This window comes from Azospira oryzae (assembly GCF_004217225.1).
In the GTDB taxonomy this organism is placed as follows: domain Bacteria; phylum Pseudomonadota; class Gammaproteobacteria; order Burkholderiales; family Rhodocyclaceae; genus Azospira; species Azospira oryzae.
This window is the reverse complement of the sequence record NZ_SHKM01000001.1, coordinates 591,629-604,699: the sequence shown is the minus strand read 5'-3', so window position 1 is coordinate 604,699 and position 13,071 is coordinate 591,629. Positions and strand designations below refer to the sequence as shown.

13 protein-coding genes are annotated in these 13,071 nt (G+C 66.0%); 1 reads left to right on the top strand and 12 read right to left on the bottom strand.

Annotated elements, in window-relative coordinates; translation table 11 throughout:
- Positions 1-5 precede the first annotated feature (5 nt).
- The 10 genes from fdx to EV678_RS02725 all read right to left on the bottom strand — a co-directional run bounded on the left by fdx (position 6) and on the right by EV678_RS02725 (position 8,237).
- Positions 6-347, bottom strand: a complete 342-nt coding sequence (gene fdx, locus EV678_RS02770) for an ISC system 2Fe-2S type ferredoxin (RefSeq protein ID WP_014237430.1) — start codon at positions 345-347, stop codon at positions 6-8.
- Positions 344-2,224 (bottom strand): Fe-S protein assembly chaperone HscA, encoded by a 1,881-nt coding sequence (gene hscA, locus EV678_RS02765; protein WP_014237429.1) that lies wholly within the window; start codon positions 2,222-2,224, stop codon positions 344-346. Before hscA ends, fdx begins: the two co-directional genes overlap by 4 nt.
- A complete protein-coding gene (gene hscB, locus EV678_RS02760) occupies positions 2,224-2,754 on the bottom strand; it encodes a Fe-S protein assembly co-chaperone HscB (RefSeq protein ID WP_130458435.1) in 531 nt (176 codons plus the stop codon). The genes hscA and hscB overlap by 1 nt, the downstream gene beginning before the upstream one ends.
- Before the next feature lie 159 nt (positions 2,755-2,913).
- Positions 2,914-3,237: an iron-sulfur cluster assembly protein IscA gene (iscA, locus tag EV678_RS02755; RefSeq protein ID WP_014237427.1), complete on the bottom strand. Its 324-nt coding sequence runs from the start codon at positions 3,235-3,237 to the stop codon at positions 2,914-2,916.
- Positions 3,238-3,271: 34 nt separating this feature from the next.
- A complete protein-coding gene (gene iscU / locus EV678_RS02750; RefSeq protein ID WP_014237426.1) occupies positions 3,272-3,661 on the bottom strand; it encodes a Fe-S cluster assembly scaffold IscU in 390 nt (129 codons plus the stop codon).
- A 23-nt stretch (positions 3,662-3,684) separates the two neighbouring features.
- Positions 3,685-4,893, bottom strand: coding sequence for an IscS subfamily cysteine desulfurase (locus EV678_RS02745; protein ID WP_130458434.1), 1,209 nt, complete (start codon positions 4,891-4,893; stop codon positions 3,685-3,687).
- 43 nt (positions 4,894-4,936) lie between these two features.
- Positions 4,937-6,094 (bottom strand): cysteine desulfurase family protein, encoded by a 1,158-nt coding sequence (locus EV678_RS02740; RefSeq protein ID WP_130458433.1) that lies wholly within the window; start codon positions 6,092-6,094, stop codon positions 4,937-4,939.
- Between the two features lie 16 nt (positions 6,095-6,110).
- Positions 6,111-6,587: a Fe-S cluster assembly transcriptional regulator IscR gene (gene iscR, locus EV678_RS02735; RefSeq protein WP_014237423.1), complete on the bottom strand. Its 477-nt coding sequence runs from the start codon at positions 6,585-6,587 to the stop codon at positions 6,111-6,113.
- A 60-nt stretch (positions 6,588-6,647) separates the two neighbouring features.
- Complete coding sequence (gene cysE / locus EV678_RS02730; protein WP_130458432.1) at positions 6,648-7,403, bottom strand: serine O-acetyltransferase; 756 nt, start codon at positions 7,401-7,403, stop codon at positions 6,648-6,650.
- A gap of 54 nt (positions 7,404-7,457) precedes the next feature.
- The gene (locus tag EV678_RS02725; RefSeq protein WP_130458431.1) at positions 7,458-8,237 is read right to left on the bottom strand and encodes an RNA methyltransferase; all 780 of its coding nucleotides are present in this window, start codon (positions 8,235-8,237) and stop codon (positions 7,458-7,460) included.
- 101 nt (positions 8,238-8,338) lie between these two features.
- On the opposite strand from EV678_RS02725, the gene EV678_RS02720 reads away from it, so the two are divergent.
- Positions 8,339-9,142 carry an inositol monophosphatase family protein gene (locus EV678_RS02720; protein WP_014237420.1) on the top strand — a complete coding sequence of 268 codons (804 nt, stop codon included), beginning with the start codon at positions 8,339-8,341 and terminating at the stop codon, positions 9,140-9,142.
- Between the two features lie 76 nt (positions 9,143-9,218).
- Here the strand turns inward: EV678_RS02720 and EV678_RS16445 are convergent, their stop codons facing one another.
- Together EV678_RS16445 and EV678_RS02710 are read right to left on the bottom strand one after the other, a co-directional pair.
- A complete protein-coding gene (locus tag EV678_RS16445) occupies positions 9,219-12,143 on the bottom strand; it encodes a putative bifunctional diguanylate cyclase/phosphodiesterase (RefSeq protein ID WP_130458430.1) in 2,925 nt (974 codons plus the stop codon).
- A complete protein-coding gene (locus EV678_RS02710) occupies positions 12,144-13,067 on the bottom strand; it encodes a substrate-binding domain-containing protein (RefSeq protein ID WP_157870622.1) in 924 nt (307 codons plus the stop codon).
- Between the last annotated feature and the right edge of the window lie 4 nt (positions 13,068-13,071).

Here is a 13,071-nt window from a genome sequence, read left to right as displayed (position 1 = left end):
TCTCCTCAGTGCTTGCCTTCCTTGGCCATGTTGATGGTGTACTTGGGGATTTCCACCACCAGGGGCGTGGCCTTGACGATGGCCTGGCAGGACAGGCGGGAATTGGGCTCCAGGCCCCAGGCCTTGTCCAGCATGTCTTCTTCCAGATCCTCGGCCGGTTCCAGGGAATTGAAGCCTTCCCGGATCACCACGTGGCAGGTGGTGCAGGCACAGGACTTCTCGCAGGCATGCTCGATTTCGATATCGTGCTGCAACAGGGCATCGCAGACGCTGGTGCCCGGTTCGGCCTCAATCACGGCGCCCTCGGGGCACAGCTCCTCATGGGGCAGGACGATGATCTGGGTCATTCTTCTTCTCCGATTTTCACGTCGTCCACCCGCTTCCCGGCCAGGGCTCGCTTGATGCTCTGGTCCATGCGGCGGGCGGCAAATTCATTGGTTTCCAGGGCCAGCAGGTCCATGCCGTGGTTGATGGCATGGCGGTCCTCGCCCTGAATGACGGTGCGCAGCTTTTCCAGGGCCACATCGACCCGGGCCCGCTCGCCCGCATCCAGCAGGTGGGGGTCTTCCTTGAGGGCCGCTTCGGTGGCTTCGAGCAGGCGGTCGGCCTCTACCCGGGCTTCCTGCAGGGCGCGGCGGAAGGCGTCGTCCTTGGCGTGCTCCAGAGAGGATTGCAGCATGCCGGTGATTTCGTCGTCGGTGAGGCCGTAGGACGGCTTCACGGCCACGGAGGCCTCCACGCCGGAGGTCTGTTCCCGGGCGGTGACGGAGAGCAGGCCGTCCGCATCCACCTGGAAGGTGACGCGGATGCGCGGCGCCCCGGCCACCATGGGGGGAATGCCCCGCAGTTCGAAGCGGGCCAGGGAACGACAGTCGGACACCAGCTCCCGCTCGCCCTGAACCACGTGGATGGCCATGGCGGTCTGGCCGTCCTTGAAGGTGGTGAATTCCTGGGCCCGGGCCACGGGGATGGTGGAATTGCGGGGGATGACCTTCTCGGTCAGGCCGCCCATGGTCTCCAGGCCGAGGGACAGGGGAATCACGTCCAGCAGCAGCCAGTCGTCGCCGGGATTGCGGTTGCCGGCCAGCAGGTTGGCCTGGGTGGCGGCGCCGATGGCCACCACCTTGTCCGGGTCCAGGTTGGTCAGGGGCTCCTGGCGGAAGAACTCGCCCACGGCCTTCTGGATGGCGGGAATGCGGGTGGCGCCGCCCACCATGACCACGCCCTTGACGTCGGTGGGACGCAGGCCCGCATCCCGCAGGGCCTTCTTGCAGGGCTGCAGGGTCTTGGCCACCAGGGTCTGGGTGATGTCGTTGAAGACTTCGGCGGAAAGCTTGAGGTTCACCAGTTCGCCGCTGGTGAGCTTGGCGGTGATCGGCGCCTCGTTGTGCCCGGTCAGGTATTCCTTGGCTTCCCGGGCCTTGGTCAGCAGCAGGCGGGCGTCCATGGCGGCCAGGGGCGCCAGCTTGGCGGTCTCGCTGATCCAGCAGAGGATGCGCTGGTCGAAATCGTCGCCGCCCAGGGCCGAATCGCCGCCGGTGGACATGACTTCGAAAACGCCCTTGGAGAGGCGCAGGATGGAAATGTCGAAGGTGCCGCCCCCCAGGTCGTAGACGGCGTAGATGCCCTCGGAGCCGTTGTCCAGGCCGTAGGCGATGGCGGCGGCAGTGGGTTCGTTGAGTAGGCGCAGGACGTTGAGTCCGGCCAGGCGGGCCGCATCCTTGGTGGCCTGGCGCTGGGCGTCGTCGAAGTAGGCGGGCACGGTTATGACGGCGCCCACCAGTTCGCCGCCCAGGGCGGCTTCGGCCCGGGTGCGCAGCACCTTGAGGATGTCGGCGGAGACCTCCACCGGGCTCTTCACCCCGGCCCGGGTCTTCAGCCGCACCATGCCCGGCGCCACCTGGAAATCGTAGGGGGCGGATTCCACATGGCCGATGTCTTCCAGGCCCCGGCCCATGAAACGCTTGACGGAGACGATGGTGTTCTTCGGGTCCCGGGCCTGCTCGGCCTGGGCCTCGATGCCCACCACCACCTCCCCTTCCGGGGTGTAGCGCACCACGGAGGGCAGCAGGGCGCGGCCGTCCTCGTCGTTGAGGACCACGGCCATGCCGCTGCGCACGGTGGCGACCAGGGAATTGGTGGTACCCAGGTCGATGCCCACCGCCAGCTTGTGTTCGTGGGGCAGTTCGGACTGGCCGGGTTCGGCGATTTGCAGTAGGGCCATTATTGGTCTTCCAGGGCCACCAGGGCCTCGTCAATATCGTGTTGCAGCTTTTCCAGGAACATCAGGCGGCGGGTCAGGTCGGCCGCTGCCGGGTAGTCGGCCTGCTGGTCGAACAGGGTGCCCAGTTCGGCATAGCGTTCGGCAATCTGGTCCCGCAGGCGGAAATGCAGGTCTTCCAGTTCATCCACTTGGCCGGCCTGCCGCGCCTCTTGCACGGCTTCGCGCCATTCCATCTGCTCCATGAGGAAATCCACGGGCATGGCGGTGTTGTTTTCGGCGCCCACGTCCTGGCCCGCCAGATGCAGCAGGTACTGGGCCCGCGGCAGGGGTTTCTTCAGGGCCTGGTAGGCCTCGTTGACCCGGGTCGCCCATTGCATGGACAGGCGCCGGTCCGCTTCGGAAGCGTCGGCGAACTTGTCCGGATGCACCTGGGCCTGGGCCTCGCGGAAGCGGGCATCAAGCACGCCCAGGTCCACATTGAAGACCCGGGGCAGCCCGAAAAGGGTGAAATGATCAGCGTTGAAATCCATGGCGGCCCCGATTGTATTGTTTTTTGGGCGGATCAGGCTCCACCCGCGGGCAAAGCGCAGCCAGGGCTAGGCGCGCCCCAAGAAGATGTCCCCAGGGAATCCCTGCGGGACAGTGCAAGCAGCACGGCAGCCCGGGCAATGACGCCCAGGCAAGCCGCCTCAGACCTTGAAGCTTTCGCCGCAGCCGCACTGATCCTTGACATTGGGGTTGTTGAACTTGAACCCCTCGTTCAGGCCTTCACGGGCATAGTCCAGCTCGGTGCCGTCCAGGTAGGGCAGGCTCTTCGGATCCACCAGCACCTTGACGCCGTGGCACTCGAAAATCTGATCGTCTTCGGCCAGTTCGTCAGCGAACTCGAGCTTGTAGGCCATGCCGGAGCAGCCGCTGGTGCGGACGCCCAGGCGCAGGCCGATGCCCTTGCCGCGTTTGGTGATGTAGTTGGCCACGTGCTTGGCCGCCTGCTCGGTCAGTGTAACCGCCATGATGTGTTCCCCTTGGAAAACTGGACAATAAAGCTCAGTTGTCTCCGTGCTTCTTCTTATAGTCGGCCACCGCCGCCTTGATGGCATCTTCCGCCAGGATGGAGCAGTGAATCTTCACCGGCGGCAGGGCCAGTTCTTCGGCGATGTCCGTGTTCTTGATCTCCAGGGCCTGATCCAGGCTCTTGCCCTTGACCCACTCGGTCACCAGGCTGGAGGAGGCAATGGCGGAACCGCAGCCGTAGGTCTTGAACTTGGCGTCCTCGATGACACCTTCCTTGTTGACCTTGATCTGCAGCTTCATGACGTCGCCGCAGGCGGGGGCGCCCACCATGCCGGTGCCGACGCCGCCCTCTTCCTCCTTGGTGAAGGAACCGACGTTGCGGGGATTTTCGTAGTGGTCCAGGACCTTGACGCTGTATGCCATGATGATTGCTCCTTAATTCAGGTTCAGTGGGCAGCCCACTGGACGGTATTCAGATCGATGCCTTCCTTGAACATGTCCCACAGGGGGGACAGTTCGCGCAGCTTGCCCACCTTGCTGTGCAGCAGCTTGACCACGAAATCCACCTCTTCCTCGGTGGTGAAGCGGCCGATGGAGAAGCGGATGGAACTGTGGGCCAGTTCGTCTTCCCGCCCTAAGGCACGCAGAACGTAGGAAGGTTCCAGGCTGGCGGAGGTGCAGGCGGAACCGGAGGAAACGGCCACGTCCTTGATCGCCATCAGCAGGGACTCGCCTTCCACGTAGGCAAAGCTCATGTTCAGGTTGTGGGCGACGCGGTGCTCCAGATCCCCGTTCACGTAGACCGCTTCCATGTCGGAAAGTCCCTTCAGCAGCTTGTCGCGCAGGGCGGCAATGCGCTTATTTTCCTCGACCATCTCTTCCTTGGCCAGACGGAAGGCTTCGCCCATGCCGACGATCTGGTGGGTGGCCAGGGTGCCGGAGCGGAAACCGCGCTCGTGGCCGCCGCCGTGCATCTGGGCTTCCAGGCGGACGCGGGGCTTGCGGCGGATGTAGAGGGCGCCGATGCCCTTGGGGCCGTAGGTCTTGTGGGCGGAGAAGCTCATCAGGTCCACCTTGAGCTTGTCCAGGTCGATATCCACCTTGCCGGTGGCCTGGGCCGCATCGACGTGGAAGATGATGCCCTTCTCGCGGCAGATCTCGCCGATCTCGGCGATGGGCTGGACCACGCCGATTTCGTTATTCACGAACATCACGGATACCAGCACGGTGTCGGGACGGATGGCGGCCTTCAGCACTTCCAGGTCGATCAGGCCGTTCTCCTGCACGTCCAGGTAGGTGGCGGAGAAGCCCTGGCGCTCCATTTCGCGCACGGTGTCGAGCACGGCCTTGTGCTCGGTCTTGACGGTGATGATGTGCTTGCCCTTGCCGGCGTAGAAATTGGCGGCACCCTTGATGGCCAGGTTGTTGGATTCGGTGGCGCCGGAGGTCCACACGATTTCCTTGGGGTCCGCATTCACCAGGGCGGCGACCTGCTCCCGGGCCTCTTCCACGGCGGCCTCGGCTTCCCAGCCGTAGCTGTGGGAGCGGGAGGCGGGGTTGCCGAACTTCTCCACCAGGAAGGGGATCATCTTTTCCGCCACGCGCGGATCCACGGGCGTGGTGGCCGAGTAGTCGAGGTAGATGGGCAGTTTCATGTTCTCGTCGCTCCAAAAAGGTTTTGCACGTTCTTGTTGTCCGTTACGACGCCATGGCCGTGAGGCTGGTCAGGCGTTCCAGGGTGCCCTTCAGCACCCCGAGAAATTCTTCAATCTGGGCCGCCGTACTGGTGGCCCCCAGGCTCACCCGCACCGCGCCCCGGGCCAGTTCCGGCGCCACGCCCATGGCCATGAGGACCCGGGAAGGCTCCGGATTGGCCGAGGAACAGGCCGCACCGCTGGCCACCGCAAAACCGGCCCGGTCCAGGTAGCCCACCAGGGTTTCGCCATCCACACCGGGAAAGGCGAAGTAGCTGGTGTTGGGCAGGCGCTCGGCGCCGGCACCGAAAATCCTGGCGCCCTGGTGATGCAGACCGGCTTCCAGTTGCTGTCGCAAATCCGCCAGCCGGCGTCGGTTTTCCTTCACGTTACGGGCCGCCAGGGCACAGGCTGCACCGAACCCGACAATGGCGGGGACGTTTTCCGTACCGGAACGCAAGTTCCGTTCCTGTCCGCCGCCGGCGATCAGGGGCTGCAGCTCGACCCGCTTGTCCAGGACCAGGGCCGCGGCACCCTTGGGGCCGCCGATCTTGTGGCTGGAAACGCTGAGGGCGTGGACGCCGGCCCCGTTGAGGGCGCGAAAATCCAGCTCCAGCTTGCCCAGCACCTGCACCGCATCGCTGTGGAACCAGGCGCCGGTGGGCCGGGCCGCCTGGGCCAGGGCGACCACATCCTGCAGCACGCCGGTTTCGTTGTTGGCCAGCATCACCGACACCAGGGCCGGACGCCGGGCCAGAAGTTCAGCATAGGCGCCCTGCTCCACCCTGCCCTCGCCATCAACGGCCAGGGTAGCCACTTCCCAGCCCTGGCGGGCCAACTGCTCCGCCGGACGGGCGATACAGGGGTGTTCCACGGCGGAGACCGCCAGCAGGCCGGGCCGCAGGCTGGCCGCGGCGCCCTTGAGGAACAGGTTGTTGCTTTCGGAACCGCCGCTGGTGAACACCACCTCGGTGGCATGGGCGCCGGTGGCCGCCGCCACCTGCTGCCGGGCCTCGTCCACCGCCCGCCGCGCCGCCCGGCCGTACTCGTGGCGGCTCGAGGCATTGCCGTACTGCTCGCGCAGATAGGGCAGCATGGCCTCCAGCACCTCGGGATGCAGCGGGGTGGTGGCGTTATGGTCCAGATAGACCGGGGCGAACATGGCGGCGATCCAGCTTTCAGGCGCGGACCAGGACTTCCTTGACCCGGGGCCGGGGACCAAGGCGCTGCCCCGTGAGCAGGGCCACCTTGTCCTGCTGCTTGCTCACCAGGTCGTGCAGGCTCACCGAGGCCAGGTATTCATACATCTTGGCATTGAGGGTGGACCACAGGTCGTGGGTCATGCAGCGGTGTTCTTCGTGGCAGTTTTCCTTGCCGCCGCACTGGGTGGCGTCTAGGGGCTCATCCACGGCGCGGATGATGTCGGCCACCGTCACCTGCTCCAGGGGCCGGGCGATACAGTAGCCGCCGCCGGGGCCGCGCACGCTTTCCACCAGGTTGTGGCGGCGCAGCTTGCCGAACAGCTGTTCCAGGTAAGACAGGGAAATCTTCTGCCGTTCGCTGATGCCGGCCAGGGTCACCGGACCCTCACCGCCACGGATGGCGAGATCGATCATGGCGGTAACGGCGAAACGTCCTTTGGTGGTCAAGCGCATTTTTAGGCCCTCCAGGAAATACCTGAGAATTTAAGTCAACTATACTGATACCCGGATTTATTAGTCAACTATTTTGCTCAGGTATTTGGGATCGAAACGGTCGGCCACCGCCAGTTCGTCCTCCACCCGCACGCCGGCCTGTTCCAGCTTGTGCAGCAGGGTTTCGATGCGCCGGTCGGTTTCCACCGCGTGGTCGAGCAGGCCGTGGATGGCCTTGGCCAGGGGGTCGTCCTGGTTCTGCTGGGCCACGGCGTAGGCGGAAAAGCCCATTTTCACGGCCTTCTCCTCCCGCTTCTGCTCCTGCTCGCCCTGGATGATGCGGGCCGGATTGCCGACGGCGGTGGCGCCGCCGGGCACATCCCGCACCACCACGGCGTTGGAACCCACCTTGGCGCCGGCACCCATGGTGATGGGCCCCAGCACCTTGGCCCCGGCGCCAATAACGACGCCGTTCTCCAGGGTGGGATGGCGCTTGCCCTTGTTCCAGGAAGTGCCGCCCAGGGTGACACCGTGATAGAGGGTGACGTCGTCGCCGATGACGGCCGTCTCGCCGATCACCACGCCCATGCCGTGGTCGATGAAGAAACGGCGGCCGATGGTGGCCCCCGGATGAATCTCGATGCCGGTCAGGAAGCGGGAGATGTGGGCGACGAAACGGGCCAGCCAGCGCAGGCGATGCCCCCACAGCCAGTGGGCCAGCCGGTGCAGGGTGATGGCATGGATGCCCGGATAACAGGTGAGCACCTCCAGCACGGACCGGGCCGCGGGATCGCGGTCGAAAACCGAGTGGATGTCTTCACGCAGGCGGGCAAACATGGATCAATACTCCTTGGATTTGTGGGGTTATCTTAAAATATCCCACTATTTTTATCAACTATTGTCCCGATTAATCTTGGCCCCGGGCAGGGGCTTCTCCGCCGCCGCCAGGATGCCGCGCAGGATGTTGATCTCGTCCTTCTCCAGGGCCGCCCGCCCGAACAGGCGGCGCAGCTTGGGCATGAGGCGGCGTGGGCTGTTGGGATTGAGGAAGCCGGTGGCCGTCATCAGGCGCTCCAGGTGGGCGTAGAAACCTTCCACCTCCTCGTGGCTGGCCGGCGGCGTCGCAAAGGGCGTGGCCAGGGAACTGACCGGGGGCGCCCCGTCGAAGGCCGCCTGGCGCACCTCGTAGCACAGCACCTGGACGGCGGCCCCCAGGTTGAGGGAGCCGTAATCCGGGTTCACCGGCACCGTCACCAGCCGCTGGCACTGTTCCACCTCCGCATTGGTGAGGCCGGAAGTCTCGCCGCCGAAGACCAGGGCAATGTCGCCCTGGGCCGTCCACTGCAGCAACTCGGGCACGGCCTGGCGCGCCGGCCGGGGAATGGGCCCCAGGTCCCGCTGCCGGGCCGACAGGGCCGCTGCCAGGACGGTGCCCTGCAAGGCCTCTTCCAGACTGGTGCAGATGCGGGCGTGCTCCAGCACGTCGGCAGCGCCGGAGGCCCGGGCGGTGGCTTCGTCGTCGGGAAACTGTTTCGGATTGACCAGGGTCAGGCGGGACAGGCCCATGGTTTTCATGGCCCGGGCGGCGGCGCCGATGTTGCCGGGATGGCTGGTGTTGCACAGCACGACGCGGATGCGTCCGAGCATCTCAATGGGGCTAATGGGGTTCATGGTGTAAAATGCCGGTTTATCCAAATGCTTAGGGCAGTCGCCGGCCGGGTCTACAAGACCGGAAGCCCGGAAACTGCCCCTTCGAGTTCTTTACAAAAGCCATGCATCCAACCCTGAACATCGCCGTCAAGGCCGCCCGTCGCGCCGGCCAGATCATCAACCGCGCCTCCAACGACATCGACCTGCTCAAGGTCGTTGCCAAGCAGCAGAGCGACTTTGTCACCGAAGTGGATCGGGCTGCCGAAGCCGCCATTATCGAAACCCTGCGCGAGGCTTACCCGAATCACGGGATTCTAGCAGAGGAGAGCGGCGCCTCCGTCGGACGGGATGAGGAATACCAGTGGATCATCGATCCCCTGGACGGCACCACCAACTTCATCCATGGCTTTCCCCAGTACGCCATTTCCATCGCCCTGGCCCACCGCGGCCAGGTGACCCAGGCCGTGGTTTACGACCCCATCCGCAACGAGATGTTCACCGCCACCAAGGGTGCCGGCGCCTTCCTCGACGACCGCCGCATCCGCGTCGGCAAGCGGGCCAAGCTGCAGGACGCCCTGATCGGCACCGGTTTCCCCTACCGCAGCTTCGACCACGTGGATGCCTATCTCAACATCTTCAAGGAACTGACCCAGACCTGCGCCGGCATCCGCCGCCCGGGCGCCGCCGCCCTGGACCTGGCCTGGGTGGCCTGCGGCCGTCTGGACGGTTTCTGGGAATTCGGCCTTTCCCCCTGGGACATGGCAGCCGGCACCCTGCTCATCACCGAGGCCGGCGGCCTGGCTACGGACCTGGCCGGCGAACCCGGCTATCTGGACAGCGGCAACGTGGTGGCGGGCAGCCCGAAAATCTTCGCCCAGCTGCTGCAGACCGTGCAGTCCAACCGGGGCAGCAACCTGCCGCGCTGAGGCACACCTCGCCCGCTACGGGTATGAAAAAACGGCGCCTGCGGGCGCCGTTTCTCTTTTTCGCGATCGTTTCGCCTCAGCTTTCCGGCATGGGGACGCCGCCCCGTAGCGGCACCGGCACATAGGTAGCAACCCAGGCCTGGAATTTTTCCGCCGGCACCGGCCGGCAGAAGTGGTAACCCTGGGCGATGTCACAGCCCATGGCGTTGAGGATCAGCAGTTCGGCCTCGTGCTCCACCCCTTCGGCCACCACCTTCAGCCCCAGGCTGTGGCCCAGGGAGACGACGGCGTGCACGATGGCCAGGTCCGCCGAATCGTTGACGATGTCCCGGACGAAGGAAGCATCGATCTTCAGCTTGTCCAGGGGGAAGCGCTTCAGGTAGGACAGGCTGGAATAGCCGGTGCCGAAGTCGTCGATGGAAAGGCGCAGGCCGGCCTGCTTCAGTTCCGCCAGGACGGCGCCCACCAGCTCCGGCTCCTCCATGACGATGCTTTCCGTCAGTTCCAGTTCGATGCGCCCGGCGGGCAGAGGATAGTCGCCGACGATGTCGAGCAGGTTTTCCTTGAAGTGCTTCTGGCGGAACTGCAGGGACGACAGATTCACCGCCACCGGCACCGGTTTCAGGCCCATAGCCGGCCACTGCTGGTCCCACTGCACCTGCTGGCGGCAGGCTTCGGCCAGGACCCAGTCGCCGATTTCCAGGATGGTGCCGGTCTCCTCGGCCAGAGGAATGAAATCGGCCGGCGAAACGAAGCCAGAGTCGCCCCGCCGCCAGCGGATCAGGGCCTCGGCCCCCACCAGGCGGCCGCTGCGGATCTCCACCTGGGGCTGGTAGAAAAGCACGAATTCCTTGCGCTGCACCGCCCCCCGCAGGGAGTTCTCCAGGGCCAGGCGCTCCCCGGCCCGGGCGTTCATTTCCGGGCGGAAGAACTGGTAGTTGTTGCGCCCCCGTTCCTTGGCATGGAACATGGCCGTGTCCGCATTCTTGATCAGCCCCTCCTCGTCCTCGCCGTCGGCAGGGAAGACGCTGATGCCGATGGAGGCCGTCACCCGCAGCTCCTTGCCGGCGATGTTGAAGGGCGCCGTCAGCTGGGCCAGGACGGCGTCGGCCACATGGGCCGCGTCCTCGGAGCGGCGGATGCGGTGCAGGACGACGATGAACTCGTCGCCCCCCAGGCGGGACACCGTATCCGATTCCCGCACCGCGTCCTGCAGGCGCTTGGTGACGCCCTTGATCAGCTCGTCGCCGACGGAATGGCCGAGGGAATCGTTGATGGTCTTGAAGCGGTCCAGGTCGATGAACAGCACCCCCACCTCATGCCCCTCCCGGGCGGCGGCGGCAATGGCCACGGTGAGCCGGTCCTGCAGCAGCATGCGGTTGGGCAGGCCGGTGAGAGGATCGTGCTGGGCCAGGAACTGGATGCGGTCCTGGGCCGCCTTGTGCTCCGTAAGGTCGGAGTAGATGGCGATGTAGTTGCTGACCGTCCCGGCGGCATCGGCCACGGCGCTGATGGCGGCCCACTGGGGATGGATGCGGCCATCCTTGGCCCGGTCCCAGATTTCCCCCTGCCAGTGGCCGGTCTCTTTCAGGCTGCGCCACAGATTGGCGTAGAACGCCTGGTCGTGGCGGCCGGATTGGAGGAAACGGGGCGTCCGCCCCCGCGCCTCTTCCAGGGTGTAGCCGGTGACGGCGACGAAGGCCCGGTTCACCAGCAGGATGCGGTTTTCCGCATCGGTGACGAAGACCGCTTCCCGGCTCTGTTCCAGCACGCTGGCCCACAGGCGCAGCTGGTCCTCCCGGCTGCGGATGGTATGGGCCATGTCCTGCAGGGAATCGAAAAGACTGGCGAACTCGACGCTGCCCGGCGCCTGACCGGCGATACCGTCGTACTGGCCGGCCTTGACCCGTTCCACGCTGGCCAGCAGGTTCAGCACCGGCCGGGAGATGCCCCGGTTGGCCAGGGCCTGGCCGAGGGGCACCACCAGGGCCCCGGCCAACAGCAGCACCAGCAGCAACACCCCCAGGGTTTCCCGCACCTGCTTGTTTACGCCCTCCTTTTCCAGGACTAGGAGCGGATAGGCCTGTTCGTTGCCCAGCAGGGGCAGGGAAAACAGCATGAGGAAGTGCCGGGGCGTCTCCTGCCAGCCGCTCAAGGGATTGCCGGCATTTTTCAGGAGCGGCGCCGCCCGGCTCAGATCGACCTCGGAAGCCAGGGCCTGGATGTCCCCCACCACCTGCCCCTGGGCGAAGAGCAGGCCAAAGTGCAGCGGCGTGTAGCGGGTCACCTGTTCCAGGAAGCCCTGGCCCAGGGTCTGGGCCACCACCACCCGCCCGACCGTGAGAGGCTCGCCCCGGGGAAAGTGGCGGATCACCGGAGCGCTGGCCAGCAGCATCAGCCCGTCGGGCGAGCGGACCATGGCCTGGGTCGGCGGCGCATTGCGGGCCAGGCCGGCGAGGAACTCCACCTCCACCGGCGTACGTCCGGCGTGCCACTGGTTGGGCGAGAGGGAGTCCTGTTGCCAGGCCAGAGGCGCGCCCGCATTGTCGAAGGACAGAAAACCCGCCTCCTGGCCGTTTTTCTCCACCCGGCCGAAGGCCACCCATTGGCCCCGGCTGTCCACCACCACCAGGGACAGGTGATCGGTGGCGCTGGAAAGGCGAACCAGATCCCCGGCCAGGCGCTTTTTCTCCCCATCGAACACCAGGGGATCGTAGTGCAGGGGATCGGAGTAACGGGACACCAGGTTGAGGCTGGCCACCAGGGCTTCATCTGCCGCCAGGCGCCCGGCCATCTGCAGCAGGAAGGCCTGGCGGGTCTGAATCTCGGCACTGAGGGCCCGCTGGGCGGTGGCAAAGACCTCCCGGGTTTCCTCCCGGTGAAAACGCTCCACCCCGACGGACAGCAGGGTGCCCACCACCGTCAGCACCAGAAAGATGCTGAGCAGGAGCAGGGCCAGCAGCTTGGCCTTGATGCTGGGGAGCCAGTTGGGGGCGGTCATCTAGAAAACCGGCTCCTGGCGGGCGCTGCCCTGCCGCGTCACCAGCTGGCTGGGCACCACCACCCGCCGCGGCACCGGGCGTCCGGCGAGGATGTCCCGCACCACCCGGGCCGTCGCTTCGGTACTCAGGGGATAGGTGAAGGAGGCCCGCTGCTCGCCGTCAGCAATGGCCTGGCGCGCCTCCCGGATGTAGTCGATGCCGACGATGACCAGCCGGCCCGGATCGATGCCGTGCTTGCGCAGGGCCAGGCGGGCGCCGCTGGCCATGCTGTCCGACTGGGCGTAGATGGCATCGAAAGGACGCCCTTCCTCCAGCGCCTCCTCCACCGCCTTGACCGCATCGGCCCGCAGGTAATTGGCCGGGCGAATGCTGTGCAGGCGCAGGCCGGGGTGGCGGCGCAAGGCTTCGACAAAGGCGGCGGTGCGCATCTGGGAGGTGCTGGCGCCGGGAATGCCCTGCAGCACCAGCACCGTGCCCCGGCCCTGCAGTTCGGCGGCGATGAAGGCGGCGGCAGCGGCACCGATCTGCCCGTCGTCGGGCCCCACCCAGGTGGTATAGGCGTCCCCCTCCACCCGGCGCATCAGCAGCACCACCGGGATACCCTGGCGGTAAGCCTTGGCCAGCACGGGCGCCAGGGCCCGGGAATCCCGGGGACTGACGATCAGCACATCGACGCCGCGGGCGACGAAATCCTCCACGTCGGCCACCTGCCGGGCCGTCTCGCCCTGGGCATCGGAAAAGACGAAATTGACGCCGGGCTGGCGATTGAATGCCTCCACCAGGGCCCGTACCTGGGCCAGGCGGTAGTCGTTGGCCAGAGTGTCCTGGGCGAAGGCCACCAGGCGGGGGCGCTCGCCCCCCTGGGCTCCCCCTGCGGCAGCCAGGCACCAAAGCAGCAGGGCCGGGAACAACCAGGCCCTCATTTTG

What these genes read in the sequence shown, in the direction of transcription:
- fdx (WP_014237430.1), bottom strand. Translation starts at nt 347, where the DNA reads ATGACCCAGATCATCGTCCTGCCCCATGAGGAGCTGTGCCCCGAGGGC.
- hscA (WP_014237429.1), bottom strand. Translation starts at nt 2,224, where the DNA reads ATGGCCCTACTGCAAATCGCCGAACCCGGCCAGTCCGAACTGCCCCAC.
- hscB (WP_130458435.1), bottom strand. Translation starts at nt 2,754, where the DNA reads ATGGATTTCAACGCTGATCATTTCACCCTTTTCGGGCTGCCCCGGGTC.
- iscA (WP_014237427.1), bottom strand. Translation starts at nt 3,237, where the DNA reads ATGGCGGTTACACTGACCGAGCAGGCGGCCAAGCACGTGGCCAACTAC.
- iscU (WP_014237426.1), bottom strand. Translation starts at nt 3,661, where the DNA reads ATGGCATACAGCGTCAAGGTCCTGGACCACTACGAAAATCCCCGCAAC.
- EV678_RS02745 (WP_130458434.1), bottom strand. Translation starts at nt 4,893, where the DNA reads ATGAAACTGCCCATCTACCTCGACTACTCGGCCACCACGCCCGTGGAT.
- EV678_RS02740 (WP_130458433.1), bottom strand. Translation starts at nt 6,094, where the DNA reads ATGTTCGCCCCGGTCTATCTGGACCATAACGCCACCACCCCGCTGCAT.
- iscR (WP_014237423.1), bottom strand. Translation starts at nt 6,587, where the DNA reads ATGCGCTTGACCACCAAAGGACGTTTCGCCGTTACCGCCATGATCGAT.
- cysE (WP_130458432.1), bottom strand. Translation starts at nt 7,403, where the DNA reads ATGTTTGCCCGCCTGCGTGAAGACATCCACTCGGTTTTCGACCGCGAT.
- EV678_RS02725 (WP_130458431.1), bottom strand. Translation starts at nt 8,237, where the DNA reads ATGAACCCCATTAGCCCCATTGAGATGCTCGGACGCATCCGCGTCGTG.
- EV678_RS02720 (WP_014237420.1), top strand. Translation starts at nt 8,339, where the DNA reads ATGCATCCAACCCTGAACATCGCCGTCAAGGCCGCCCGTCGCGCCGGC.
- EV678_RS16445 (WP_130458430.1), bottom strand. Translation starts at nt 12,143, where the DNA reads ATGACCGCCCCCAACTGGCTCCCCAGCATCAAGGCCAAGCTGCTGGCC.
- EV678_RS02710 (WP_157870622.1), bottom strand. Translation starts at nt 13,067, where the DNA reads ATGAGGGCCTGGTTGTTCCCGGCCCTGCTGCTTTGGTGCCTGGCTGCC.